At 38.6% G+C, this 24640-nt stretch carries 30 protein-coding genes; 22 read left to right on the forward strand and 8 right to left on the reverse strand.

From position 1 onward, the window contains the following. Positions 1 to 100: 100 nt before the first annotated feature. Entirely contained in the window at positions 101 to 307 is a 207-nt protein-coding gene (locus FTT76_RS13170; RefSeq protein WP_086178959.1) for a hypothetical protein, read from the reverse strand. 109 nt (positions 308 to 416) lie between these two features. On the opposite strand from FTT76_RS13170, the gene FTT76_RS13175 reads away from it, so the two are divergent. The 9 genes from FTT76_RS13175 (at position 417) to FTT76_RS13215 (ending at position 6301) form a co-directional block, all read left to right on the forward strand. Continuing rightward, the gene (locus tag FTT76_RS13175) at positions 417 to 638 is read left to right on the forward strand and encodes a hypothetical protein (RefSeq protein WP_180190565.1); all 222 of its coding nucleotides are present in this window, start codon (positions 417 to 419) and stop codon (positions 636 to 638) included. Then, positions 635 to 1777 (forward strand): replication initiation factor domain-containing protein, encoded by a 1143-nt coding sequence (locus FTT76_RS13180; RefSeq protein WP_373686554.1) that lies wholly within the window; start codon positions 635 to 637, stop codon positions 1775 to 1777. The genes FTT76_RS13175 and FTT76_RS13180 overlap by 4 nt, the downstream gene beginning before the upstream one ends. A gap of 3 nt (positions 1778 to 1780) precedes the next feature. Next, positions 1781 to 2083 (forward strand): hypothetical protein, encoded by a 303-nt coding sequence (locus FTT76_RS13185; protein ID WP_180190566.1) that lies wholly within the window; start codon positions 1781 to 1783, stop codon positions 2081 to 2083. A 320-nt stretch (positions 2084 to 2403) separates the two neighbouring features. Beyond that, entirely contained in the window at positions 2404 to 2652 is a 249-nt protein-coding gene (locus FTT76_RS13190; protein ID WP_257235102.1) for a hypothetical protein, read from the forward strand. Positions 2653 to 2771: 119 nt separating this feature from the next. Continuing rightward, complete coding sequence (locus FTT76_RS13195) at positions 2772 to 4253, forward strand: virulence factor TspB C-terminal domain-related protein (protein ID WP_180190567.1); 1482 nt, start codon at positions 2772 to 2774, stop codon at positions 4251 to 4253. Next, positions 4246 to 4524, forward strand: a complete 279-nt coding sequence (locus tag FTT76_RS13200) for a DUF2523 family protein (RefSeq protein WP_180190568.1) — start codon at positions 4246 to 4248, stop codon at positions 4522 to 4524. The genes FTT76_RS13195 and FTT76_RS13200 overlap by 8 nt, the downstream gene beginning before the upstream one ends. Continuing rightward, positions 4521 to 5738 carry a zonular occludens toxin domain-containing protein gene (locus FTT76_RS13205; protein WP_180190569.1) on the forward strand — a complete coding sequence of 406 codons (1218 nt, stop codon included), beginning with the start codon at positions 4521 to 4523 and terminating at the stop codon, positions 5736 to 5738. Before FTT76_RS13200 ends, FTT76_RS13205 begins: the two co-directional genes overlap by 4 nt. 59 nt (positions 5739 to 5797) lie before the next feature. Next, positions 5798 to 6076: a hypothetical protein gene (locus tag FTT76_RS13210; protein ID WP_180190570.1), complete on the forward strand. Its 279-nt coding sequence runs from the start codon at positions 5798 to 5800 to the stop codon at positions 6074 to 6076. 42 nt (positions 6077 to 6118) lie between these two features. Next, a complete protein-coding gene (locus tag FTT76_RS13215; protein ID WP_180190571.1) occupies positions 6119 to 6301 on the forward strand; it encodes a hypothetical protein in 183 nt (60 codons plus the stop codon). Between the two features lie 177 nt (positions 6302 to 6478). Here the strand turns inward: FTT76_RS13215 and FTT76_RS13220 are convergent, their stop codons facing one another. Next, positions 6479 to 6685, reverse strand: coding sequence for a hypothetical protein (locus FTT76_RS13220; RefSeq protein WP_086178959.1), 207 nt, complete (start codon positions 6683 to 6685; stop codon positions 6479 to 6481). A gap of 109 nt (positions 6686 to 6794) precedes the next feature. Here FTT76_RS13220 and FTT76_RS13225 point away from each other — a divergent pair, with 109 nt between their 5' ends. From FTT76_RS13225 to FTT76_RS13265, 9 genes are all read left to right on the forward strand, one after another. Then, the gene (locus FTT76_RS13225) at positions 6795 to 7016 is read left to right on the forward strand and encodes a hypothetical protein (protein ID WP_180190565.1); all 222 of its coding nucleotides are present in this window, start codon (positions 6795 to 6797) and stop codon (positions 7014 to 7016) included. Further along, positions 7013 to 8155: a replication initiation factor domain-containing protein gene (locus FTT76_RS13230; protein WP_373686554.1), complete on the forward strand. Its 1143-nt coding sequence runs from the start codon at positions 7013 to 7015 to the stop codon at positions 8153 to 8155. Before FTT76_RS13225 ends, FTT76_RS13230 begins: the two co-directional genes overlap by 4 nt. Positions 8156 to 8158: 3 nt before the next feature. Beyond that, the gene (locus tag FTT76_RS13235; protein ID WP_180190566.1) at positions 8159 to 8461 is read left to right on the forward strand and encodes a hypothetical protein; all 303 of its coding nucleotides are present in this window, start codon (positions 8159 to 8161) and stop codon (positions 8459 to 8461) included. Between the two features lie 320 nt (positions 8462 to 8781). After that, the gene (locus FTT76_RS13240; protein WP_257235102.1) at positions 8782 to 9030 is read left to right on the forward strand and encodes a hypothetical protein; all 249 of its coding nucleotides are present in this window, start codon (positions 8782 to 8784) and stop codon (positions 9028 to 9030) included. A 119-nt stretch (positions 9031 to 9149) separates the two neighbouring features. Further along, positions 9150 to 10631 carry a virulence factor TspB C-terminal domain-related protein gene (locus FTT76_RS13245; RefSeq protein WP_180190567.1) on the forward strand — a complete coding sequence of 494 codons (1482 nt, stop codon included), beginning with the start codon at positions 9150 to 9152 and terminating at the stop codon, positions 10629 to 10631. After that, a complete protein-coding gene (locus tag FTT76_RS13250) occupies positions 10624 to 10902 on the forward strand; it encodes a DUF2523 family protein (RefSeq protein WP_180190568.1) in 279 nt (92 codons plus the stop codon). The genes FTT76_RS13245 and FTT76_RS13250 overlap by 8 nt, the downstream gene beginning before the upstream one ends. Continuing rightward, positions 10899 to 12116 (forward strand): zonular occludens toxin domain-containing protein, encoded by a 1218-nt coding sequence (locus FTT76_RS13255; RefSeq protein WP_180190569.1) that lies wholly within the window; start codon positions 10899 to 10901, stop codon positions 12114 to 12116. Before FTT76_RS13250 ends, FTT76_RS13255 begins: the two co-directional genes overlap by 4 nt. Before the next feature lie 59 nt (positions 12117 to 12175). Continuing rightward, positions 12176 to 12454: a hypothetical protein gene (locus FTT76_RS13260; protein WP_180190570.1), complete on the forward strand. Its 279-nt coding sequence runs from the start codon at positions 12176 to 12178 to the stop codon at positions 12452 to 12454. A gap of 42 nt (positions 12455 to 12496) precedes the next feature. Further along, complete coding sequence (locus FTT76_RS13265; RefSeq protein ID WP_180190571.1) at positions 12497 to 12679, forward strand: hypothetical protein; 183 nt, start codon at positions 12497 to 12499, stop codon at positions 12677 to 12679. Positions 12680 to 13205: 526 nt separating this feature from the next. Here FTT76_RS13265 and FTT76_RS13270 read toward each other — a convergent pair. From FTT76_RS13270 to FTT76_RS13295, 6 genes are read right to left on the reverse strand one after another with little or no spacing between them, the layout of a single operon-like run. Then, positions 13206 to 14264: a 2,3-butanediol dehydrogenase gene (locus FTT76_RS13270; RefSeq protein ID WP_005105897.1), complete on the reverse strand. Its 1059-nt coding sequence runs from the start codon at positions 14262 to 14264 to the stop codon at positions 13206 to 13208. 21 nt (positions 14265 to 14285) lie between these two features. After that, a complete protein-coding gene (locus FTT76_RS13275) occupies positions 14286 to 15071 on the reverse strand; it encodes an acetoin reductase (RefSeq protein ID WP_108619593.1) in 786 nt (261 codons plus the stop codon). A gap of 11 nt (positions 15072 to 15082) precedes the next feature. Further along, on the reverse strand, positions 15083 to 16483 hold the full coding sequence (gene lpdA / locus FTT76_RS13280) for a dihydrolipoyl dehydrogenase (protein ID WP_180008154.1): 1401 nt from the start codon (positions 16481 to 16483) through the stop codon (positions 15083 to 15085). Between the two features lie 11 nt (positions 16484 to 16494). Continuing rightward, positions 16495 to 18030, reverse strand: coding sequence for a 2-oxo acid dehydrogenase subunit E2 (locus tag FTT76_RS13285; RefSeq protein WP_180008155.1), 1536 nt, complete (start codon positions 18028 to 18030; stop codon positions 16495 to 16497). A gap of 1 nt (position 18031) precedes the next feature. After that, positions 18032 to 19051 (reverse strand): alpha-ketoacid dehydrogenase subunit beta, encoded by a 1020-nt coding sequence (locus tag FTT76_RS13290; RefSeq protein WP_048881927.1) that lies wholly within the window; start codon positions 19049 to 19051, stop codon positions 18032 to 18034. A gap of 15 nt (positions 19052 to 19066) precedes the next feature. After that, positions 19067 to 20029, reverse strand: a complete 963-nt coding sequence (locus tag FTT76_RS13295; protein WP_075166713.1) for a thiamine pyrophosphate-dependent dehydrogenase E1 component subunit alpha — start codon at positions 20027 to 20029, stop codon at positions 19067 to 19069. Between the two features lie 342 nt (positions 20030 to 20371). Between FTT76_RS13295 and lipA the strand changes: the two genes are divergently transcribed. The 4 genes from lipA (at position 20372) to FTT76_RS13315 (ending at position 24553) form a co-directional block, all read left to right on the forward strand. Next, positions 20372 to 21346, forward strand: coding sequence for a lipoyl synthase (lipA, locus tag FTT76_RS13300; RefSeq protein ID WP_180008156.1), 975 nt, complete (start codon positions 20372 to 20374; stop codon positions 21344 to 21346). Positions 21347 to 21602: 256 nt separating this feature from the next. Next, on the forward strand, positions 21603 to 22694 hold the full coding sequence (locus FTT76_RS13305; RefSeq protein WP_180008157.1) for a transcriptional regulator: 1092 nt from the start codon (positions 21603 to 21605) through the stop codon (positions 22692 to 22694). Between the two features lie 795 nt (positions 22695 to 23489). Further along, positions 23490 to 23726, forward strand: coding sequence for a VF530 family DNA-binding protein (locus tag FTT76_RS13310; RefSeq protein ID WP_180008158.1), 237 nt, complete (start codon positions 23490 to 23492; stop codon positions 23724 to 23726). A 128-nt stretch (positions 23727 to 23854) separates the two neighbouring features. Next, a complete protein-coding gene (locus FTT76_RS13315) occupies positions 23855 to 24553 on the forward strand; it encodes a DUF1826 domain-containing protein (protein WP_180008159.1) in 699 nt (232 codons plus the stop codon). The last annotated feature ends 87 nt before the right edge of the window (positions 24554 to 24640 follow it).

Genomic DNA, 24640 nt, shown 5'->3' on the forward strand with positions numbered 1-24640 from the left:
ACATCAATCTTTATTATACGAAATTAGTCGTTTACTAATTAAGAAGGGCCTTATTCGGCCCTTTTTGTATATTTAATATTCGATGTCTATAAGAATTACACTAATCAGCTTTTTTTATTTCCTCAATGTATTTTGTTACATCTTTCGAGTTTATATCTTTTAAGTGTTTGTAAATTAAAGCATTAATTATGTCCGCTTCTTCTATTCTTTCCTTAGTTTCAATAATAAAGTCTAGTGATTTTTCCTTAATAGATTCAACAAATTCTCCTCGAACTCTATAAGTTTTTGATAAGTCTGATTTTTTCATGTAACACCTGAACATTGTTTAACGCAACAATATTATTGTGTCACACGTTGCAGTGTTGCGTGCAATTCTGTTATATTCCTGTGAAATTGTTGCGTGTGATGTTGTTGCAATGGAAAAAGAACTAGCTTTCGAAATTGTCTCAAAAATTATCTTCGACAGGGCATGTCAGCTCATTGTTGGTGGTAATCCTGCTTACGAATCTGAAAAGGTTCTTTTTCACATTGAAATGGTCATGACAGAGTGGGGCTATCGCTCTGCAAAAGTGGCTGAATATTGCGACTTGCTAAAACAAGAAAACGACCACATGCGTTCAATGGGGATTCAGGGATGATCAATAATCAATCGAATACAGCGAGTTTACAGTGGGGATTGGATACCCCCTCTAATAAGATGGGGGTAAAGCTTAATCAGCCGTCACGCATGGATACTACTGATTGGGACTTGCCGCTACCTTTTGGCCGTGAATTTCCTGTTCCGTACATGCACATGGTTTCAACAAGTTCAGGAATGAAACCAGTTCAATGCCGTTTACCTGCTGACAATGAAATTGCTGTAGTCGATTGGGTCAACTTCACCATTGGTATTGAAACAATGGGTGATCGTTTCCTAAATACCGAAGATGACACAGACGAAAATCGTTGGTTACAAGCGATTCAAAAACTTGATGACATCCTGACTGATATTTTTGGTTTCTCCACAACTTCACAAAATAAATCAGGACGAAACTTTTACAAGCAATCTTATGTTCTTGGTCAAGAAATGGGGATCGTTTGTATTGGTGGTCAACGAAATACAATCCTTGTAATGCTTTCAGGTAAAGGCTGTGCATTTGCGGATTCAGGATGGGAACGTCGTTTATATAACTTCCTTAACGTATCTGCTAAACGTGCAAAATTAACTCGTATTGACTTAGCTCATGATGACTTTGATGGAAAAAATATCAATGTTGATTGGGGCAATATGCAAGATGATTTAGGCGGATTCCAATGTGGTAATCGTGCTCCAAATATTGAATATAAAGGAAATTGGAAGCGTCCAAATGGGCGTGGTCGTACTTTAAATATCGGTAGTCGTGAATCAGGGAAATATCTTCGTCTTTATGAAAAGGGTCGTGCTGAAGGTGATCCAGACGATAACTGGCAACGTGCAGAAGTCGAATTCAAAGCTGTAGACCGTATTTTGCCTTTCGATATGCTTCTTGCACCTTCTGAATATTTTTTAGCTTCGTATCCATGCTTTCAGCAAATCGCTGCTGATATTCAACCTGCACGTATCGAAACACTTAAAAAGAATGCGTCTATCTCTGCTAGTGCAGCGATTCAAACGATCAAACGCCAATACGGTAAATATATCAATCTATTCAAACAGGTTTATGAGCCTGAAGAATTAATCAATTTAATTTCACACCCTGACAGCTTTGCTTATCCAAAGCGGTTAGATCATGTATTGCTTACAGCAATGAGGATGTAAAAAATGATGCAGTTTAAAAACAAAGTAAAAATCTTAGGTGCTAAGGCTGTCGATTTCAAAACTGATGACGGCCGTCATTACAACCATGTAGCCCTTTATTGCGAAGTTCCTCTTGATACTTCTCAAGGTACTGCTGTTGGTAATGCTTGTGAGATTTTTAACTGGCAGGACAACTCAAATATTGTATTGCTCCGTCAACATAAATTTCCAATTGAAGCTGAAATTAGTTTCGAAATGGTGACAAGTGGTAAGAGTTCTAAATTTGTGGTTAAGGGTGTTGAACTTCCACAGGTTCAAAAAATCTAATGAATATTCGATTTGTTCATCAGATCGACACGGTTGAATGCCCACGTTGCTATTCAATCTTTCATAAAAATTATATTTCTTTTCATCTAACACGATGCAACGGATAAGGAATTTTAAGAAATGGCATACGTCTGTGAATCAATTGAATTAGTAAATGGTTTGCAGACATGTGTCGCTTGGATTCTGCAAAAAGAACCTGAGTTCAATTTGCTGAATCTATCAATCGCTGATGCAAATCTTTTGCTATCGCAAGTAGCGGTTTGTTTTGCATCGGTATTTTTGTGGAACGTCGTTAATGACGCATTTAAAGGTAGATAAGTATGCAAAATACTAACAACGGAATGCCAGCTCCTAAAACTGGTTTAGTACAAAAAGCGATTGTAGCTGCTGCTGTAGCTGCTGCACCTGTTCTTTCATTTGCAGCCGAAGGGGATGTTGATGTATCAGCGGGTGTAACTGTTATTGCGGGGGCTGTCGGTGTGATCGCTTTAGTTGGTGCTGCCAAAATTGTACCAAACGCAACAATGCAAGTTTGGGCTTATGTGAAACAAGCCTTTAACCGTACTTAATCGGTTTTGAACTAGGGAGGAATTTCCTCCCTTTTTCTTTTGGGGATTCGAATGTCTTTTGGTTTCTTTTACTTAATTTTAATGTCCGTCATTTTTTACTTGTTATTAAGGAAATAAGAATGAAAAAAATAATCGCTTTTTTATTATCCGTAATAATTGCATATACGCCAACTTTGATTTTTGCAGGTATTGACGATCCTAATTATGATTGGAATAAACACGTTGATACAGGCCCGTGGAAACATAATAAAGTAACACCGTATAACACTGCCGGCTCTACGCAGCCGGATTATTTCAACTCATCAAAATACAACGTCAATTCATCCCGTGATGTCACGAGTAACGGCTCTAAATACAAACAAACCGTTAACGTTGCTGTAGAAGCTTCAAAAGCTGAAAAGGCTGCAACGATTGCCAATCGTGCAAAAAATTATGCTGAGTATCTTAAAAAATTTGGTAAAGCTTCGCTTCCAAGTATGGTCGGCTCTGCTGCAATTTATGGTTTGTTTGAGGGCATTGATTATGTTATGGATCCTGAAAACAATACGATTCAAAAGCCAAATCCTGCACTTTTAGAATTACCGTATAATCATCCTTCTGTACCAACAATTTTTATAACGTCTGGTCATAGTACTACTCGTTCATCTTCTCCATCGGGTTCGTGTTCTCTATACAATCAAAATTTTATCAATGCTGGTAGTGAAGCAAGATACAAATTCGTCTCTGTGCCACAAGTTGGTAATACTTATGGTAAATGTGTTAATACTAAGAAAGAAACTATTTATTCAATTGTTACTGGTTCTGCTAATCCTGCTTATGATCCAAGCATTGAATCTGATCCTAGTCATATAATTGCATCACCTCAAGACATTGAAGAAGCTATAAAAAAAGCATTAGAAGAAAATAATGCTGCTCAAGCTGCTGCTATCGCTGAAGCAATTAAAGACGCTTTTTCCGAATCTGATTTAGATACCAATCCGAACACCGGTGCAAAAGACAATCCTATTGCTGACAAAACCAAAAAAGCACTTGATGAAAAAGGCGCTGCTGAACTAAAAGAAGATGCAGATCCTACGGTCTGCGTCCCTCGTCCCGGTGATTTAGAGGGGCAATGTACAAATATGCCAAAGTCTGAAGCCGATCAGATACCCACTTTGGAGTGTGTAAACAATCCGATTGTTTCAGCCAATTCATGTGTATATCAGGTTGATCCTAATGCACCGACTAAACCCGGCACGATTGAAAAGCCCGGTGTTAATCCTGAAACAGGTGAGCTACCTGAAGCTTGTGTATGGTTTGATGTTCATTGTAAATGGTTGGAATGGACTCAAGAAGAGCCGGATCAAGACAATACAGATACCGAAGTTGAAGAAAAAGACCGAGATTTTGATTTTGATATCTTTAAAAAAGACCGCTTCACAGTCTCTCGTCAATGTCCTGCTCCAGTCGAACATACAATTGAACTTTCAGGCATTTCAACAAGTTTCAGCTTTGATTTAAAACCGCTTTGTGATGTCTTAGAAATGGCTCGTCCTGCTTTGGTTGGCTGTTCGTATTTGTATGCCGCATACATTGTTATAGGGGCTGCACGTAATGGGTAATTTTTTAAAAAAATTATTAGATAGCTTTGCAGACGGCTTTTTAAATCGCCTTTTAAAAGGTGCTGGTATCAGTCTGCTTTCGGGTACTTTGATCTTAACTGTAATCAATCATTTGGTTGCTAAGTTCCTTTCCGATTTCTTCGTTGTGGGTGATCTTGCTGCCTTGGTCGGTGTTGGTGGTTTGGATCAATGCATATCTATTGTTATTTCTGCAATGATTGCTCGTGCAACTATTTCAAGTTCGTCTATGTCTTGGGGTAAAACAACATGATTACGTTAATTTCAGCTACACCTGGTTCAGGCAAAACACTGTGGGCTGTTAAAGAAATCTTTGCTCGTTCTAATGAGGCAGAACCTTGGAACATTTTTTCAAATATTGATGGTTTAAAACTCGATACGGCTCAACCATTAAAAGAATCTTTCAAAGATTATCCTCCTCGCTCGTTAGTTGTAATTGATGAAGCCCAAAGGATTAAGCATTTTAATAAAAATTATAAGCATCCTGTTAAAAATGAAATGCATCCTGAGGTTCAGTTCTTAGAAACACATCGCCATGCTGATCACTTGGATATTATCTATATCACTCAAGCCCCTCGAAGGCTTCATGCTGATGTTTTAGATATGGTTGGTATGCATTATCATCTGCATCGGCCTATGGGTATGAAAATGGCGACTTGGTGGCTTTGGAGACATCACCAATTAAATCCGAATACAAAATCAGTTAAAGCTGATGCAGAAGATACAGGTACTTTTACATATCCAAAACACCTTTTTGATATGTATAAGTCATCTGATGGCGGTGATGATTCACATAGTAAAATCAAAATTCCGATGAAAATTCTGAATGCAGTTTGGATGCTTTGCCTTGTTTTGGGTGTCACTGCATATCTTTATATGTCATCACGTCCTGCTGACAAAGAGGAAACTGTAAATAATGAACCTAAACAGACTATTGAAAAGACTATTCCTGACACTGCTAATGGCTCAAATTCGCAGACTGCTCCGCAGCCTGATGAATCGCTAGACGTATTTTGTAGAAAAGGCATTAATGTAGAAAAACCTGAATGCGTAAATTGGTTTAATAATTTATCTGTGAACAATGCAACTGTTACACCGCAACAAGTTTCTTATAACCCTAATAAACCTTATGATTTTGAATATATACCTAAAGCTGAACCCTTAGATTTTCCAAGAATGTCCGGAGTTATTAAGCTCTCCAGTGGGAAATTAATGGCTGTTGATCAACAAGGTAATTATATGCCTAAGATCACCGAAGATGACTGCAAACAGTGGCTTGCAGGATTTCGACCTTTTGATTATTACCGCAAAGAACAGCCAAAACCTGAAACTAAGCCAATTGAGACTGAAGAATCTATAATGTCTGCCAAGATACAACAGCTTCAACTTGAAGCATTACAGCATCAACAGAGGGAGCGGAGTGCTCCCGAATCGCAGGCTATGAATCTTGTAACTTCTTCTCTCTGAATACAAGCTCCCTTATACTTCTAAGACTTAGAATCAGAGAATCCCGAAGGGTTCGAACTATGCATACTGAATACATTGAAAATCAATTAAATATTATTCGTTTTTCACCTGATCGCGCTTTTGATATTGCAAAGTTTCATGGTGCTTTAGACTACTTTGTTTATAAGGGTGATATCACTTTAGAAGAACATCAATTCTTTTTAGATCGTGCTTTAGTTTTCTGGACTTATTCTGAAAAATATCCAGTTCAACAGCCAAAAGTTGGACGATGCGGAGGCGGACGACGTAAGGAGGACAACGATGCAGAGGACAAAAACTCAGCTTTTAAAGATGAATAGGCGTAAATAAGATGCCTGTAAAGATTTCCACTGGAGACAACAATGATCACTTTTCAATATGTTAATGATCTTGCTGTAGAACTTGCGACACAGCATAAAAAAACTGGTGTCTATAGAGAAACAACAATTTCAAAGCGAGTTCTAAACAATAAGAAATTAAGAGGATTTTTTAAGCTTGAATATAATAATGCTTATGGTGGTGTTTATTTTAAGCATTTAGACTGATTTCGTATAATATGGTCGAAGATTATGTTACATAGGTGATTTTGTACAATATCGAGCTGCAAAATCACCGTCATTTAACATCAATCTTTATTATACGAAATTAGTCGTTTACTAATTAAGAAGGGCCTTATTCGGCCCTTTTTGTATATTTAATATTCGATGTCTATAAGAATTACACTAATCAGCTTTTTTTATTTCCTCAATGTATTTTGTTACATCTTTCGAGTTTATATCTTTTAAGTGTTTGTAAATTAAAGCATTAATTATGTCCGCTTCTTCTATTCTTTCCTTAGTTTCAATAATAAAGTCTAGTGATTTTTCCTTAATAGATTCAACAAATTCTCCTCGAACTCTATAAGTTTTTGATAAGTCTGATTTTTTCATGTAACACCTGAACATTGTTTAACGCAACAATATTATTGTGTCACACGTTGCAGTGTTGCGTGCAATTCTGTTATATTCCTGTGAAATTGTTGCGTGTGATGTTGTTGCAATGGAAAAAGAACTAGCTTTCGAAATTGTCTCAAAAATTATCTTCGACAGGGCATGTCAGCTCATTGTTGGTGGTAATCCTGCTTACGAATCTGAAAAGGTTCTTTTTCACATTGAAATGGTCATGACAGAGTGGGGCTATCGCTCTGCAAAAGTGGCTGAATATTGCGACTTGCTAAAACAAGAAAACGACCACATGCGTTCAATGGGGATTCAGGGATGATCAATAATCAATCGAATACAGCGAGTTTACAGTGGGGATTGGATACCCCCTCTAATAAGATGGGGGTAAAGCTTAATCAGCCGTCACGCATGGATACTACTGATTGGGACTTGCCGCTACCTTTTGGCCGTGAATTTCCTGTTCCGTACATGCACATGGTTTCAACAAGTTCAGGAATGAAACCAGTTCAATGCCGTTTACCTGCTGACAATGAAATTGCTGTAGTCGATTGGGTCAACTTCACCATTGGTATTGAAACAATGGGTGATCGTTTCCTAAATACCGAAGATGACACAGACGAAAATCGTTGGTTACAAGCGATTCAAAAACTTGATGACATCCTGACTGATATTTTTGGTTTCTCCACAACTTCACAAAATAAATCAGGACGAAACTTTTACAAGCAATCTTATGTTCTTGGTCAAGAAATGGGGATCGTTTGTATTGGTGGTCAACGAAATACAATCCTTGTAATGCTTTCAGGTAAAGGCTGTGCATTTGCGGATTCAGGATGGGAACGTCGTTTATATAACTTCCTTAACGTATCTGCTAAACGTGCAAAATTAACTCGTATTGACTTAGCTCATGATGACTTTGATGGAAAAAATATCAATGTTGATTGGGGCAATATGCAAGATGATTTAGGCGGATTCCAATGTGGTAATCGTGCTCCAAATATTGAATATAAAGGAAATTGGAAGCGTCCAAATGGGCGTGGTCGTACTTTAAATATCGGTAGTCGTGAATCAGGGAAATATCTTCGTCTTTATGAAAAGGGTCGTGCTGAAGGTGATCCAGACGATAACTGGCAACGTGCAGAAGTCGAATTCAAAGCTGTAGACCGTATTTTGCCTTTCGATATGCTTCTTGCACCTTCTGAATATTTTTTAGCTTCGTATCCATGCTTTCAGCAAATCGCTGCTGATATTCAACCTGCACGTATCGAAACACTTAAAAAGAATGCGTCTATCTCTGCTAGTGCAGCGATTCAAACGATCAAACGCCAATACGGTAAATATATCAATCTATTCAAACAGGTTTATGAGCCTGAAGAATTAATCAATTTAATTTCACACCCTGACAGCTTTGCTTATCCAAAGCGGTTAGATCATGTATTGCTTACAGCAATGAGGATGTAAAAAATGATGCAGTTTAAAAACAAAGTAAAAATCTTAGGTGCTAAGGCTGTCGATTTCAAAACTGATGACGGCCGTCATTACAACCATGTAGCCCTTTATTGCGAAGTTCCTCTTGATACTTCTCAAGGTACTGCTGTTGGTAATGCTTGTGAGATTTTTAACTGGCAGGACAACTCAAATATTGTATTGCTCCGTCAACATAAATTTCCAATTGAAGCTGAAATTAGTTTCGAAATGGTGACAAGTGGTAAGAGTTCTAAATTTGTGGTTAAGGGTGTTGAACTTCCACAGGTTCAAAAAATCTAATGAATATTCGATTTGTTCATCAGATCGACACGGTTGAATGCCCACGTTGCTATTCAATCTTTCATAAAAATTATATTTCTTTTCATCTAACACGATGCAACGGATAAGGAATTTTAAGAAATGGCATACGTCTGTGAATCAATTGAATTAGTAAATGGTTTGCAGACATGTGTCGCTTGGATTCTGCAAAAAGAACCTGAGTTCAATTTGCTGAATCTATCAATCGCTGATGCAAATCTTTTGCTATCGCAAGTAGCGGTTTGTTTTGCATCGGTATTTTTGTGGAACGTCGTTAATGACGCATTTAAAGGTAGATAAGTATGCAAAATACTAACAACGGAATGCCAGCTCCTAAAACTGGTTTAGTACAAAAAGCGATTGTAGCTGCTGCTGTAGCTGCTGCACCTGTTCTTTCATTTGCAGCCGAAGGGGATGTTGATGTATCAGCGGGTGTAACTGTTATTGCGGGGGCTGTCGGTGTGATCGCTTTAGTTGGTGCTGCCAAAATTGTACCAAACGCAACAATGCAAGTTTGGGCTTATGTGAAACAAGCCTTTAACCGTACTTAATCGGTTTTGAACTAGGGAGGAATTTCCTCCCTTTTTCTTTTGGGGATTCGAATGTCTTTTGGTTTCTTTTACTTAATTTTAATGTCCGTCATTTTTTACTTGTTATTAAGGAAATAAGAATGAAAAAAATAATCGCTTTTTTATTATCCGTAATAATTGCATATACGCCAACTTTGATTTTTGCAGGTATTGACGATCCTAATTATGATTGGAATAAACACGTTGATACAGGCCCGTGGAAACATAATAAAGTAACACCGTATAACACTGCCGGCTCTACGCAGCCGGATTATTTCAACTCATCAAAATACAACGTCAATTCATCCCGTGATGTCACGAGTAACGGCTCTAAATACAAACAAACCGTTAACGTTGCTGTAGAAGCTTCAAAAGCTGAAAAGGCTGCAACGATTGCCAATCGTGCAAAAAATTATGCTGAGTATCTTAAAAAATTTGGTAAAGCTTCGCTTCCAAGTATGGTCGGCTCTGCTGCAATTTATGGTTTGTTTGAGGGCATTGATTATGTTATGGATCCTGAAAACAATACGATTCAAAAGCCAAATCCTGCACTTTTAGAATTACCGTATAATCATCCTTCTGTACCAACAATTTTTATAACGTCTGGTCATAGTACTACTCGTTCATCTTCTCCATCGGGTTCGTGTTCTCTATACAATCAAAATTTTATCAATGCTGGTAGTGAAGCAAGATACAAATTCGTCTCTGTGCCACAAGTTGGTAATACTTATGGTAAATGTGTTAATACTAAGAAAGAAACTATTTATTCAATTGTTACTGGTTCTGCTAATCCTGCTTATGATCCAAGCATTGAATCTGATCCTAGTCATATAATTGCATCACCTCAAGACATTGAAGAAGCTATAAAAAAAGCATTAGAAGAAAATAATGCTGCTCAAGCTGCTGCTATCGCTGAAGCAATTAAAGACGCTTTTTCCGAATCTGATTTAGATACCAATCCGAACACCGGTGCAAAAGACAATCCTATTGCTGACAAAACCAAAAAAGCACTTGATGAAAAAGGCGCTGCTGAACTAAAAGAAGATGCAGATCCTACGGTCTGCGTCCCTCGTCCCGGTGATTTAGAGGGGCAATGTACAAATATGCCAAAGTCTGAAGCCGATCAGATACCCACTTTGGAGTGTGTAAACAATCCGATTGTTTCAGCCAATTCATGTGTATATCAGGTTGATCCTAATGCACCGACTAAACCCGGCACGATTGAAAAGCCCGGTGTTAATCCTGAAACAGGTGAGCTACCTGAAGCTTGTGTATGGTTTGATGTTCATTGTAAATGGTTGGAATGGACTCAAGAAGAGCCGGATCAAGACAATACAGATACCGAAGTTGAAGAAAAAGACCGAGATTTTGATTTTGATATCTTTAAAAAAGACCGCTTCACAGTCTCTCGTCAATGTCCTGCTCCAGTCGAACATACAATTGAACTTTCAGGCATTTCAACAAGTTTCAGCTTTGATTTAAAACCGCTTTGTGATGTCTTAGAAATGGCTCGTCCTGCTTTGGTTGGCTGTTCGTATTTGTATGCCGCATACATTGTTATAGGGGCTGCACGTAATGGGTAATTTTTTAAAAAAATTATTAGATAGCTTTGCAGACGGCTTTTTAAATCGCCTTTTAAAAGGTGCTGGTATCAGTCTGCTTTCGGGTACTTTGATCTTAACTGTAATCAATCATTTGGTTGCTAAGTTCCTTTCCGATTTCTTCGTTGTGGGTGATCTTGCTGCCTTGGTCGGTGTTGGTGGTTTGGATCAATGCATATCTATTGTTATTTCTGCAATGATTGCTCGTGCAACTATTTCAAGTTCGTCTATGTCTTGGGGTAAAACAACATGATTACGTTAATTTCAGCTACACCTGGTTCAGGCAAAACACTGTGGGCTGTTAAAGAAATCTTTGCTCGTTCTAATGAGGCAGAACCTTGGAACATTTTTTCAAATATTGATGGTTTAAAACTCGATACGGCTCAACCATTAAAAGAATCTTTCAAAGATTATCCTCCTCGCTCGTTAGTTGTAATTGATGAAGCCCAAAGGATTAAGCATTTTAATAAAAATTATAAGCATCCTGTTAAAAATGAAATGCATCCTGAGGTTCAGTTCTTAGAAACACATCGCCATGCTGATCACTTGGATATTATCTATATCACTCAAGCCCCTCGAAGGCTTCATGCTGATGTTTTAGATATGGTTGGTATGCATTATCATCTGCATCGGCCTATGGGTATGAAAATGGCGACTTGGTGGCTTTGGAGACATCACCAATTAAATCCGAATACAAAATCAGTTAAAGCTGATGCAGAAGATACAGGTACTTTTACATATCCAAAACACCTTTTTGATATGTATAAGTCATCTGATGGCGGTGATGATTCACATAGTAAAATCAAAATTCCGATGAAAATTCTGAATGCAGTTTGGATGCTTTGCCTTGTTTTGGGTGTCACTGCATATCTTTATATGTCATCACGTCCTGCTGACAAAGAGGAAACTGTAAATAATGAACCTAAACAGACTATTGAAAAGACTATTCCTGACACTGCTAATGGCTCAAATTCGCAGACTGCTCCGCAGCCTGATGAATCGCTAGACGTATTTTGTAGAAAAGGCATTAATGTAGAAAAACCTGAATGCGTAAATTGGTTTAATAATTTATCTGTGAACAATGCAACTGTTACACCGCAACAAGTTTCTTATAACCCTAATAAACCTTATGATTTTGAATATATACCTAAAGCTGAACCCTTAGATTTTCCAAGAATGTCCGGAGTTATTAAGCTCTCCAGTGGGAAATTAATGGCTGTTGATCAACAAGGTAATTATATGCCTAAGATCACCGAAGATGACTGCAAACAGTGGCTTGCAGGATTTCGACCTTTTGATTATTACCGCAAAGAACAGCCAAAACCTGAAACTAAGCCAATTGAGACTGAAGAATCTATAATGTCTGCCAAGATACAACAGCTTCAACTTGAAGCATTACAGCATCAACAGAGGGAGCGGAGTGCTCCCGAATCGCAGGCTATGAATCTTGTAACTTCTTCTCTCTGAATACAAGCTCCCTTATACTTCTAAGACTTAGAATCAGAGAATCCCGAAGGGTTCGAACTATGCATACTGAATACATTGAAAATCAATTAAATATTATTCGTTTTTCACCTGATCGCGCTTTTGATATTGCAAAGTTTCATGGTGCTTTAGACTACTTTGTTTATAAGGGTGATATCACTTTAGAAGAACATCAATTCTTTTTAGATCGTGCTTTAGTTTTCTGGACTTATTCTGAAAAATATCCAGTTCAACAGCCAAAAGTTGGACGATGCGGAGGCGGACGACGTAAGGAGGACAACGATGCAGAGGACAAAAACTCAGCTTTTAAAGATGAATAGGCGTAAATAAGATGCCTGTAAAGATTTCCACTGGAGACAACAATGATCACTTTTCAATATGTTAATGATCTTGCTGTAGAACTTGCGACACAGCATAAAAAAACTGGTGTCTATAGAGAAACAACAATTTCAAAGCGAGTTCTAAACAATAAGAAATTAAGAGGATTTTTTAAGCTTGAATATAATAATGCTTATGGTGGTGTTTATTTTAAGCATTTAGACTGATTTCGTATAATATATATTATGTTAAATTGAGTACATGATACTTTAAGTTCATAGACCTCGTTGCTCAACCTAAAATCAATCACTTATGTAAAATAACATTTCACATTCAGTTCACTTATGTTTATATTTTATTTACTTCATAAAGTTCTTGGTACTTAGAATGTTTGTCGTAAAAACAATTAAACTTTCAAAAAAGTATTCAAATCAAAATCACATAGTTCTATTGTTTGATGCTTCAGCTACAGTACCTTGTCTCTATCCTTTACTCTATTCTACGGCTGTCCTGAGATTTCAAAGTTTTGCCACACAACAATCAGATATGCTGGCACTAAAGTTTTGGTTTATTTAAAAACTTATTTTCTATCTTTACTAGGCTCTATGATCAAAATCATACTGGCACTCAACACTGTAAATTTGAGAATGAATCTGTACGTACAGACTCATTCCCTATCTATAAAGATATTAGAAATAGCTATATAGAGTTTATTTCTAGCTTATTCAAATTAGTCGTTCAAATTAGGCTTTACTACGGATGAACAATAATTTTTACAGCAGACTCATTATTATGAATCAGCGTTTCAAAGCCTTTAGAAACAAGATCATCTAATGCAATCCGTTGGGTAATAAAAGGTTCTAGATTAATCTTACCTTGCTCAACCAAACGAATAGTTTCCTGATGGTCATTGACGTAAGCTATCGTGCCACGAATATCTAGCTCTTTCATCACCACACTATGCACATTAATTGTGGCAGGATGGCTCCAAATAGAAACGATAACGACTACACCAGTTGGTTTCATTGCTGCAACGAGTGTATCCATGACTTTATTGACACTACTACATTCAAAAGCAACATCTACACCGCGGTCTTGAGTAATTTTCATTACTTCATTTACCACATCAACCTGAGATGGATCCAATACATAATCGGCAACACCAGCCTCTATCGCTTTTTCTTTACGTTTTGCACTCAGTTCAGTGATGATAACCGTAAGACCTTTAGCCTTTAAAATAGCAGATAAAAGTAAGCCTATTGGGCCTGCTCCACCAACCAGTGCGATATCGCCAGCTTTTGCGCCACTTCTGACATAGGCATGATGACCGACAGATAAAGGTTCTATCAATGCTGCTTGGTCTAAAGGAATATCATTTGAAATAGGATGTACCCAACGCCGCTGAACTGCAATTTTTTCAGAAAGACCACCACCGCGTCCGCCTAAACCAATAAAATTCATATTTTTTGATAAATGATACTTATCATTGGGGCCAGTCGGGACATCATCCGCAATAATATAGGGTTCAACTACGACATGTTGTCCAATTTGGATATCGTCTACACCCTCACCAACTGCATAAACTACGCCTGAAAATTCATGTCCCATTGTTACAGGTGCAGATTCTCCCGAAATTGGATGTGGATGACCACAAGGTGGAATAAAAATAGGGCCTTCCATGAATTCATGTAAATCTGTACCGCAAATACCGCACCATGCAACTTGAATTCCAACTGTGCCTGGAAGTACTTTCGGTTCAGGGATATCTTCAATTCGAATATCCCCTCGGTCATAAAAACGAGCTGCTTTCATTGTGTATTCCTTATGTTGATATTAACGGTAAACCATTCCACCATCTGTCAAAATAGACTGACCTGTAATATAGTTTGCATCCTCGCTGGCTAAAAATGCAACTAATGCAGCCACGTCATCTGGTGTTTCAGCACGTCCTAAAGCAATACCATCTACATATTTTTTATACGTTTGACCAATTGGTGCACCTGTAATTTCAGAGAACCGCTGATCTATTTCGACCCACATGTCTGTACCAACAACACCCGGACAATAACTATTTACAGTAATTTCAACACTAGCATATTCTTTAGCCGCAGCTTGCGTCAATGCACGAACTGCAAATTTCGTTGCCGAATAAACACCGAGTAAAGCAAAGCCTTCATGACCTGCTATTGAGCATGCATTAATAATTTTTCCAGCCTGTTGGCGTTGTTTAAATTTATTTGCTGCGGCTTGAATCCCCCAAAGTACACCACCGACATTGATGTTCATAATTTGGTTAAATTCACTAGGCGTTACTTCTGCCAAAGCTTTGACTTGTGCAATACCTGCATTATTAATCATGATATCAAAGCCATTAAGTGTCGATTCTGCATGATTAATAGCGTCACTGATTTGTATTGGATCTGAAATATCCGCAATAAATGTGGTGGCTTTTACGCCAAAGGCTTCAACCTCTTGTTGAACAGTATTTAACTTTTCTTGATGAAGATCGACCAAGGCAATATGTACACCTTCTTGTGCTAAACGTAAGGCAATACCACGTCCAATGCCTTGTGCCGCACCCGTAATTAAAGCAACTTTGTTGTTTAAACCTCTAGGCATGTTGCGACTCCTTAAATATGGATTGCACGTTGCATCGCCGACAAGACCGACTCATGCATCGCCTCAGACAAAGTAGGATGAGGGAAAATGACCTGCGCTAAGCTTTCATCTGTAGCTTCTAGGTATTTCGCGATGGCAAAACCTTGAATGTGTTCGGTGACTTCATGTCCAACCATGTGAGCACCCAACAATTCACCCGTTTCCTGACTAAAAATGGTTTTAATAAATCCTGCGCTATCGCCCAAAGCCAATGCTTTACCATTCGCTTGTAAAGGAAACTTACCCACATTGATATTCAAGCCCGTAGCTTTCGCTTTCTGTTCTGTCAAACCAATACTGGCCACTTGTGGATGGGTAAAGATACAGCCCGGAATTTGTGTACGATCTAAAGCATGTACATGACTTAGGCCTGCAATTTTCTCCACACAAAGAATGGCTTCATGACTGGCTTTGTGTGCCAAACACGGTGCACCTGCGACATCACCAATTGCATAAATGCCCACTACATTGGTTTTACACCATGAGTCGACTTTAATAAAACCATTCTCAAATTCAACTCCCAAAGCTTCTAGGCCAAGATTTTCAGCATTCGGTTTCACGCCAATAGCTGAAAGCACCTTTTCAACAGTAATGATTTGCACACCTGTGGCAGTTTCAATATGACAATGTACTTGAGCCTGATCAGTTTCTATTTTTTTTACAGTCGCTTCGGTTAAAACCTGCATACCCTGCTGTTCAAATTGCTTTTGTACATACTTCGCAACTTCAATGTCTTCGCTAGGGAGAATCTGCTTTGCAATATCAACCAAGGTAACTTGGCAGCCTAAGTCTTGGTATAGGCTTGCAAACTCACTGCCTATAGCCCCCGAACCAATGACCAGTAAAGATTTTGGTAATTGTTCCGGAACTAAAGCCTCTTTATAACTCCAGACCTGATGGCCATCTACAGGAATATGAGGCAAATTGGCCGCACGTGCACCTGTTGCGACAATAATATGCGGTGCAGAAATCTGCTGTTTTTGACCATTCGCATCTGTAAGCTCTAATTGCTCTTTGGCAATAAACTGGGCTGCCGCGTTAAAAACAGTGATTTGATTTTTTTTCAATAATTGACCGATACCTTGCACGAGTTGCTCAGAAACCTGTCTGCTATGATGGACCAGTTTTTGAATGTCAAAATCAATCGCGTTAAGAGTAAAGCCAAACTGCCCTGCATGTTTGAACTGCTGTGCAAGCGCAGCCCCGCTCAATAATGCCTTGGTTGGAATGCATCCCCAATTAAGACACACTCCGCCTAAGTGTTGTTTTTCAACGATTACAGTTTTTAATCCCAGTTGCGCTGCGCGAATCGCAGCGACATATCCTCCAGGACCAGCACCAATAACCACAAGATCAAATTGTGTATCTGACATGACTATTCCTCCTACACCAAAATTAATGCAGGATTTTCGACAAACTGCTTAAATGCCGATAAGAATTGAGCACCCAACGCACCATCAATGACACGATGATCACAAGACAATGTTGCGGTCACCATTTCACGAACAACAATCTCATCATTTTCAACTACAGCACGTTTCTCTGCTGCACCTAAGGCTAGAATTGCACCTTGAGGCGGGTTAATAATGGCATCAAACTGTTGAATACCAAGCATGCCCAAATTGGAAATACTGAAACTGCCCCCTTGAAACTCATCAGGTGCCAATTTTCCAGTTTTGGCACGTGTCGCCAGATCACGCATATCATTGGAAATTTGCGCCAAAGATTTACGGTTCGCTGCTTTAATAATTGGCGTGATCAGTCCATTTTCGATGGCTACAGCAACCGAAATATCAGCCTGTTCAAACTGTAAAATCTGCTGATTCTCTTCATCAAACTGAACATTAACTTGTGGAACTTTAATCAGTGCAGCAGCAGCAGCTTTAATCAGCATATCGTTAATGGATAGTTTGACTTGCGGTACAGTACTGTTAATTTGCTGACGCAAAGCCTGAACCGACTCAACATTTAAGTCTATCGTTAAGCGAAAATGTGGTGCATTGCGTTTTGCCGCTTGTAGCCGTGCAGCGATTGCTTTACGCATACCATTCATAGCTACGGTGGTGAATTTTGCTGACTCTGTTGGATGCGCATACTCAGTATGTTGAGCTTGTACAGGATTTTCCCGTTGATATACAGCTTCAACATCTTCCTTACAGACTCGTCCACGTGAACCCGATGCACGACAATCATGCAAATTAATGCCCCATTGTTTTGCCAAACGGCGGGCAACAGGTGTCGCTAGAACATAACTGTCATCTGCTTTAGATTTCGCGGCTTTCGTACTAGCTTGATGACGTACATCTGGCCAAGAACCACCAGCAGCTTGAACTGCGGCCTGAATATCTTGAACACTGATACGGCCTTCACGTCCAGAACCCGTAATCTGAGCCAAGTTTACATTATACTTTTCAGCCAATTTCAAGGCATGTGGCGTTGCAAAAATATCATCACTTTGTTGGTAGCCTTGTAACTCATCAGGAATAGAATATCCGCCCTGAGTCACCGCTTTTGATCCATTACCAACACTGTTCTGTTTAGGAGCAGCTTGTACTTTAGTTTCAACTTGAGCCACATCGACTTTTTCAGGAACCGCTGCTACCGCTTTATTTCCAGTTACAGCAGGTGTTCCACCTAAAGACTGTGCAAATGCTTCAACTTCTGCATCGGAAACTTGGGCGTCTGCACAAATTGCAATGATTCCACCTACGACCAGTGTGTCACCATCGTTAGCAATAATTTTTCGTAGCAGGCCATCAAAAGGTGCCTCCAATACATTGACGATTTTTGTGGTTTCAATTTCACAAATTTCCTGTCCTTTACTAAATTGGGTACCTTCCTGAATCAGCCATTGGGCAATCGTACCCTCTTCCATGGACAAACCCCATTTTGGGATTTCTAAAGTTTTAATTTCGCTCATCCTAAGCCTCCAACGTCTTGCGTACAGCCTGTTCGATGCGTTCTACACTAGGTAGCCATTCTTTTTCTAGTACTGGTGAAAATGGTACGGGTGAGTGTGGTGGAGTGACTAATTCGATTGGTGCTTTAAGATAATGAAAGCCTTTCTGGGCAATAAGCGCAGCCACATCATGTCCGAAACCACAACGTGCTGCTGATTCATCTACAATCACCACACGACCTGTTGAAGCTACTGACTCTAAAATGCCATCTTCGTCTAATGGTGAAATGGTTCTAGGGTCAACCACTTCAACCGAAATGCCTTCTTTTGCGAGCTTATCAGCGACTTCATTGGCACGATGCACCATCAAACTTAAGGCAATAATGGTGATATCTGTGCCTTCACGGGTATAATTTGCAACACCAAAAGGAATAGTGTAGGACTCATCTGGCACTTCGCCCTTAATGTCGTACAACAACTTGTGTTCACAAAAGACTACTGGGTCGTCATCTCGAATGGCTTGAATCAACAACCCTTTTACATCATAGGCACTTGAAGGCACCACCACTTTTAAACCAGGCACTGAGGCAAACACGTTATATGGCGACTGAGAATGCTGCGCTGCTGCGGAAAAACCTGCACCAATCATGCCACGTACAACGAGTGGCGCTTTGGCTTTGCCGCCAAACATGTAGCGAAATTTAGCTGCTTGGTTATACAGCATGTCATAACACACGCCGTAAAAATCCATAAACATTAAATCTGCCACAGGTCTTAAACCCGTTGCAGCAGCACCTGCCGCCATACCAATAATCGCTGATTCTGTAATTGGAGTATCAATGACTCGTTCAGAACCAAATTCAGTCCATAAGCCTTTGGTTACACCAAGTACACCGCCAAAACCTTCCAGCTTATTATCATCGGTATTTTTACCACCATGTCCACCACGAACATCTTCACCGACCACAATGACACTTGGGTCTCGGCGCATTTCTAATTCAATTGCTTCTTTAATCGCGTTTCGATAACTTTTATTTGGCATTTTTCTACTATTCCTTTAGTAAGAGACGTATACATCGGTAAGTAACTGAGAAACTTCTGGGTACTTAGCTGCACGTGCCTTTGCAACGGCATCGTCTACATTGGCTTTAGACTGAGCGTCAATCGCATCGAGCTTGGCTTCGTCAATTTTGTCTTTGACTTTTTCGCGGAATATTTTCAATGGATCTTTATGTTCTTTGACATAATCCAGTTCTTCTTTAGAACGGATAAGCCCTGGATCACCTTCAAAATGTCCATAAAATCGGTTGGTTACCGTTTCAATCACACTCGGACCTTCACCACGGCGGGCACGTTCAATGGCTTTTTGTGCAACTTCATACACAGCAAAAAAGTCTGTTCCATCTACTTTTTCAGCAGGTAAGCCAAAACCTGCCGCTCGACCTGCAATGTCTTTACTGCCTACGGCATAGTCATGTGCAGTACCTTCACCAAAACCGTTATTTTCAAAAACAAAAATGACAGGGAGCTTTAACACGACAGCCATATTAATGGCTTCAAAAGTTAAGCCCTGATTTGAACCGCCATCACCGGTAAAAGATAGACCAATCCCACCATTTTTGAGTGTTTTAGCACTTAAAGCTGCCCCAATAGCCAAAGGTGGACCACCACCCACAATACCGTTTGCACCGAGCATGCCTTTATCTAAGTCCGCAATGTGCATTGAGCCGCCCTTACCACGACACAAACCATCATCTTTGCCAAAAATTTCTAGCATCATGGCGTGAATGTCACAGCCCTTTGCAATACAATGTCCGTGACCACGATGTGTTGAGGTAATGAAGTCCTTATCTGTTAAATTTTCACAGATCCCTACGGCAACAGCTTCCTCACCGCTATAAAGATGGATGAAACCTGGGATATCACCTGTATTGTTTTCATCGTGAAGTCGATCCTCAAATTCACGAATGTCGCGCATTCTTTTGTATGCTGCTAGCAATTGCTCTTCCGTTAATTGCATATATTTATTCCTTATTAACTACGCTTAAAAGAAAATCCCAAATTGAATAACTGGATTTTTAAATCGTATATTTATATAAGAATATTTTTATTTAATTTCATATTAGACTAAAAAAATATAATGCATAAAAACATAAGATAAACATTAAAAACAATGGTTTATAAAATTAAGAAATTTGTAAATTTTTTAATATTATTCAGCTACATACAAAAACAAACCTTTAACCAACCTTTGTTTTATATGATAAGTTTTTTGCCCTGTTTTAATATTATTAATGCATTTAAAGCAGCTTATTTAATATCAGGCTCAATATTAATTATTTTAAACGACGGAGTGTTTGAAATGGATTTAAATAACCCAGTATTAACTGGAAAGAAGCTACGTGGCGCTAAAAAAATGGCGCGTATTCCAATTAAAGTTGTTCCAACGGAAACGATACCGAAAAAGCCAGAATGGATCCGGACTAAAATTAGTCGACCTGAGGAAGTCCAAATCATTAAGGATTTATTAAGACAACAAAAACTACATACCGTTTGCGAAGAAGCAGCTTGTCCTAACTTGCCGCAATGTTTCGGTAGTGGAACAGCAACATTCATGATTATGGGAGATATCTGTACTCGACGCTGTCCATTCTGTGATGTCTCGCATGGCCGTCCTAATGCCTTAGATATTAACGAGCCACTGCATTTGGCTGAAACAGTGAAGAATTTAAACTTAAAGTATGTTGTGATTACTTCCGTTGACCGAGATGATTTAAAAGATGGCGGTGCACAGCATTTTGCAGATTGCATTCGAGAAATTCGTCAAACTAGTCCAGACACTTTGATTGAAGTTTTGGTTCCTGATTTTCGTGGTCGCGCAGATATTGCACTTAAAATTCTGAGCAAAAATCCACCTGATGTCTTTAATCACAATATTGAAACCGTGCCACGCCTGTATAAAGCCATGCGACCAAGCGCTGACTATCAGCATTCATTGAATTTACTTAAGAAATTTAAACACTACTGCCCTGATATCCCAACGAAATGTGGTTTGATGGTGGGTTTAGGAGAGATTGAAGCTGAGGTTATTGCGTTATTAAATGATTTGAAAGATTATCAAATTGATTATGTCACAATCGGCCAATACCTACAGCCATCCAAATCACATGCGCCAATTCATCGTTTTGTTACATTGCAAGAGTTTAAACATTATCAAACTCATGGAGAGCACTTAGAGTTTAAGAATATTTGGAGTGCACCATTAGTGCGATCGAGTTATTTTGCTGACCGCCAGTATTATGGTGAGGCTGTACCTGTGCCCTACGTGCGTGAATGACATTTTCATCATTTAAAGGATCCTATTTATCAACATAATGGTTACTTTTATTAACACTTCAGATAAAAATAGTCATTTCCAGTCCATAACAACACTTTTAAAGTAGCTAAAAGGCTGGTAAAACCCAAAAAAGGTTATTTAACGAATCCAAGAAAAAATGATTTGGTACACGTAAGAAAAGATTGAATGAGTATAGATCTGGAAATTGATTTCTGAAGTTTAAAGATATTACAGTCTAATCATAAAGGAATATGATATGAACCTGTTCAATACAGCACCAGCAAAAAAGCTGCAAACAACCCATTTAATTAATCAAACTACTGTGCATGCTGCCCCTGTTTTAGCATTGCCTCAAGAAGATCAAACGTCTTTATTCCGCCGCTCTATTCAACATAATTATGCTGACTTACTCAAAATAGCGGATGATTCAGATATGGCGATTGGTCTTACAGATCATCACGGGACTCTCTTATGGACATGGAGTAGTTCAGCCATGCTTTCTTCTGCTGAACAGGTACATTTTATTGAAGGTGGCCATTGGTCAACGCAGGCGGTTGGGACCAATGCGATTGGTATGACATTAAATAGTCAAACATCAAGTTGTGTATATTCTCATGAAAACCAAATGGACAGCGTTCGTGATTGGGTTTGTTATGCAGCACCTATCTGGGATCCGACTTCAGGTCAATTTCATGGCATTATCAATCTTTCCACAAAATATAAAAAACATACCCCTCTAGGCATTCTTGCTGTGGAACGCTGTGCAGACTTAATACAGCGAGCAATAAAATTTGAACAGAAAAATTTTTTATACATTAAAGCGCTAGGTTCGCCTTGGGTTCAATTTAATGGGCATACTTTGAACTTGACTCACCGTCAAATTGAAATACTTTGCATTTTAGCTTTGTATCCGTACGGGATTGGTTTAGAAGAGTTACACTATGCCCTTTATGGTGAGCGTAATGTCAGTCTAAAAACCCTAAAGGCTGAGCTTTCACAACTTCGTAGCCTATTACCTCATTCAATTGAGGCTCGGATTTATAGGCTTAGCTGTGAAGTCCAATGTGATTTTTTACGTGCTGAACAATCATTAAATGCAAATCTTATTTCGAGTACATTCTCGCTATATAAAGGTAGCTTTTTATCTAAATCAGAAAGCCCTTTACTCAGTACTTGGAGACATTGTTTTGATGCCCGTTTAAGCCAGTTGATTTATCAAATAAAGGATACCGATCAATTATTACGGATTATTGGGCAAACACATGATCGAATTGATGCAATACAACGCTTATTAGAACTCTTACCACAAGATAGCGCCCACCGTAATTATTTTTCAAACCTAATTTAAATATTATTTTTGGCTTCAACTCTAAAGTTTTATTGTGTAGAAGATTGAAAAGGAAGTATGACTTTCATACTTCCTTTAATAAAATTTAAAATTGAGAACTAACTACAGTGAAGTCTAGTAATTCACTTACCTAGCTTTGACACCCAGTTTGTCGCTGGATGGTGTACCCATGCCATTACTACAGCTTTAATAGTTAAAGCCACCAAATCTTCTAAGTCTAAGTTATGTAAGTGTGACTTACCATATGCGCACGTCTATGCCGTGATGGTGACGATAAATATTTAAGAATGCTGACAAGCTTCATCCACCGTTGGTGATATAGAGGATCGGCATCCCCTTTCTTAAAGGGGTTTCAATGAGGTGTGAATAGCCCCCACTCTTCTAGACAAATTTAGTCTATTCTTAAGACCTTTTTAGTAGGAAAATATCTATTCATAGCTAGGTTCATGAACCAAATATTTTACAAGTTATAACTTTAGTACTCTAAGTAATTAAATTTGTTGTTTATTAAACATAAATTTAATTGTGAACTATATTATAGGTGAACATAAGTTAAATAGAATATCCAAGACTCTGGCCTACACAACGCATCCGTTGCCACAGCTCGACATCGTGAATCTGTAAAATTATCATTCACGATGCCGAGTACGCTAATGAACATAATATACGTTATGCCGAAATCAGAATCTTATCAATTGGCGAATCTGACGTTCCTGATGTTTAAATTCAAACCCTCTCATTTTTTCAACTCGCTCAGGTTATAATAATGGTCTCCCAAAATATGATTGATCTAATATGAGCACCTCCAATGACCCTTTACACGGCAAAAAACTTGCTGACATCTTGGATGAATTATTGGATTACTACGGTGGTTTTGAAGGCTTAAGCCGTAAAATTGAAATTAGATGTTTTTGCATAGATCCAAGCGTTAAATCCTCACTGCGATTCTTACGTACTACACCTTGGGCACGTGAAAAAGTAGAAAATTTATATTTGTATGTCTTACGCCAAAAAGCCAAACAAAAAGCGTAACGATTAATACCTAAGCTCGAATAATCTTGTATAGCAGTTTATGTTTTAAGATAAAATAAAACTGTGAATCCTTGTAGCTATTCCTTGCACGCAGTATCTTCGCCTCAGATTTAATTTGATCCCTATTTATGAGCAATCCTTTTTCCCAGTATCCTCAAATTGGTGTAGTCACTACATTTTCTGAATTGATTCATCGTCATTTTGAAGGTCAAATGAATGCGTTTTGCTGGCAACGTAGCTTACAAGGCGACTTTAAAGAAATAGTCGAAAAACTCGAACTGATTGAAAATATAACCGAAATTTCCATAGATGATCTGAAGGAATTAAAGCTTTCAGCGCAAGGTCATTTAGCTAGAGAAATCATTTTAAATGACATGCAACAATTAACAGCATTTGGTGCATCACCCTCGCTGAATTTGCTTAAATGTTATGAACGCGATGATGAATTCGATTTCATCTCAACCGATGTTTATTCTTTTCATGTTGATCGATCACCCATCGCTACCGATACCTTTTTATGTACATATTATGGTGCTTCCAGTGATATTGTGCCAAATGATCAAGTGACACAAAGAATCTTAATTCCTAAAATACGAGAACAACTTAAAGATTTGTACGATGGCCCTACCTCAGAATTTGATGATTTTTTAGCGGAATATTTTTTTGATTTACATTATCAGCTCAAAGAAAATGCTGTGCCTGTAAATCTAGGCAATGGTCATCTTTGGCGTTTAGCGGTGGATCATCCTACACAGCAAGTTTTGCCTTGTGTACACCGCGCACCTGTAGAAAATGTAGGTGAATATCGGCTTATACTGATTTGCTGATTTTAGCTGTGTTTAAATATTGATAAATCGTAAGTCCATACGATCCATTCTGTCTAATGAATGAACCGTATGGGTTAATGCAATATC

The sequence above is a fragment of the Acinetobacter sp. YH01009 genome (genome assembly GCF_013420765.1).
GTDB lineage: Bacteria > Pseudomonadota > Gammaproteobacteria > Pseudomonadales > Moraxellaceae > Acinetobacter > Acinetobacter amyesii.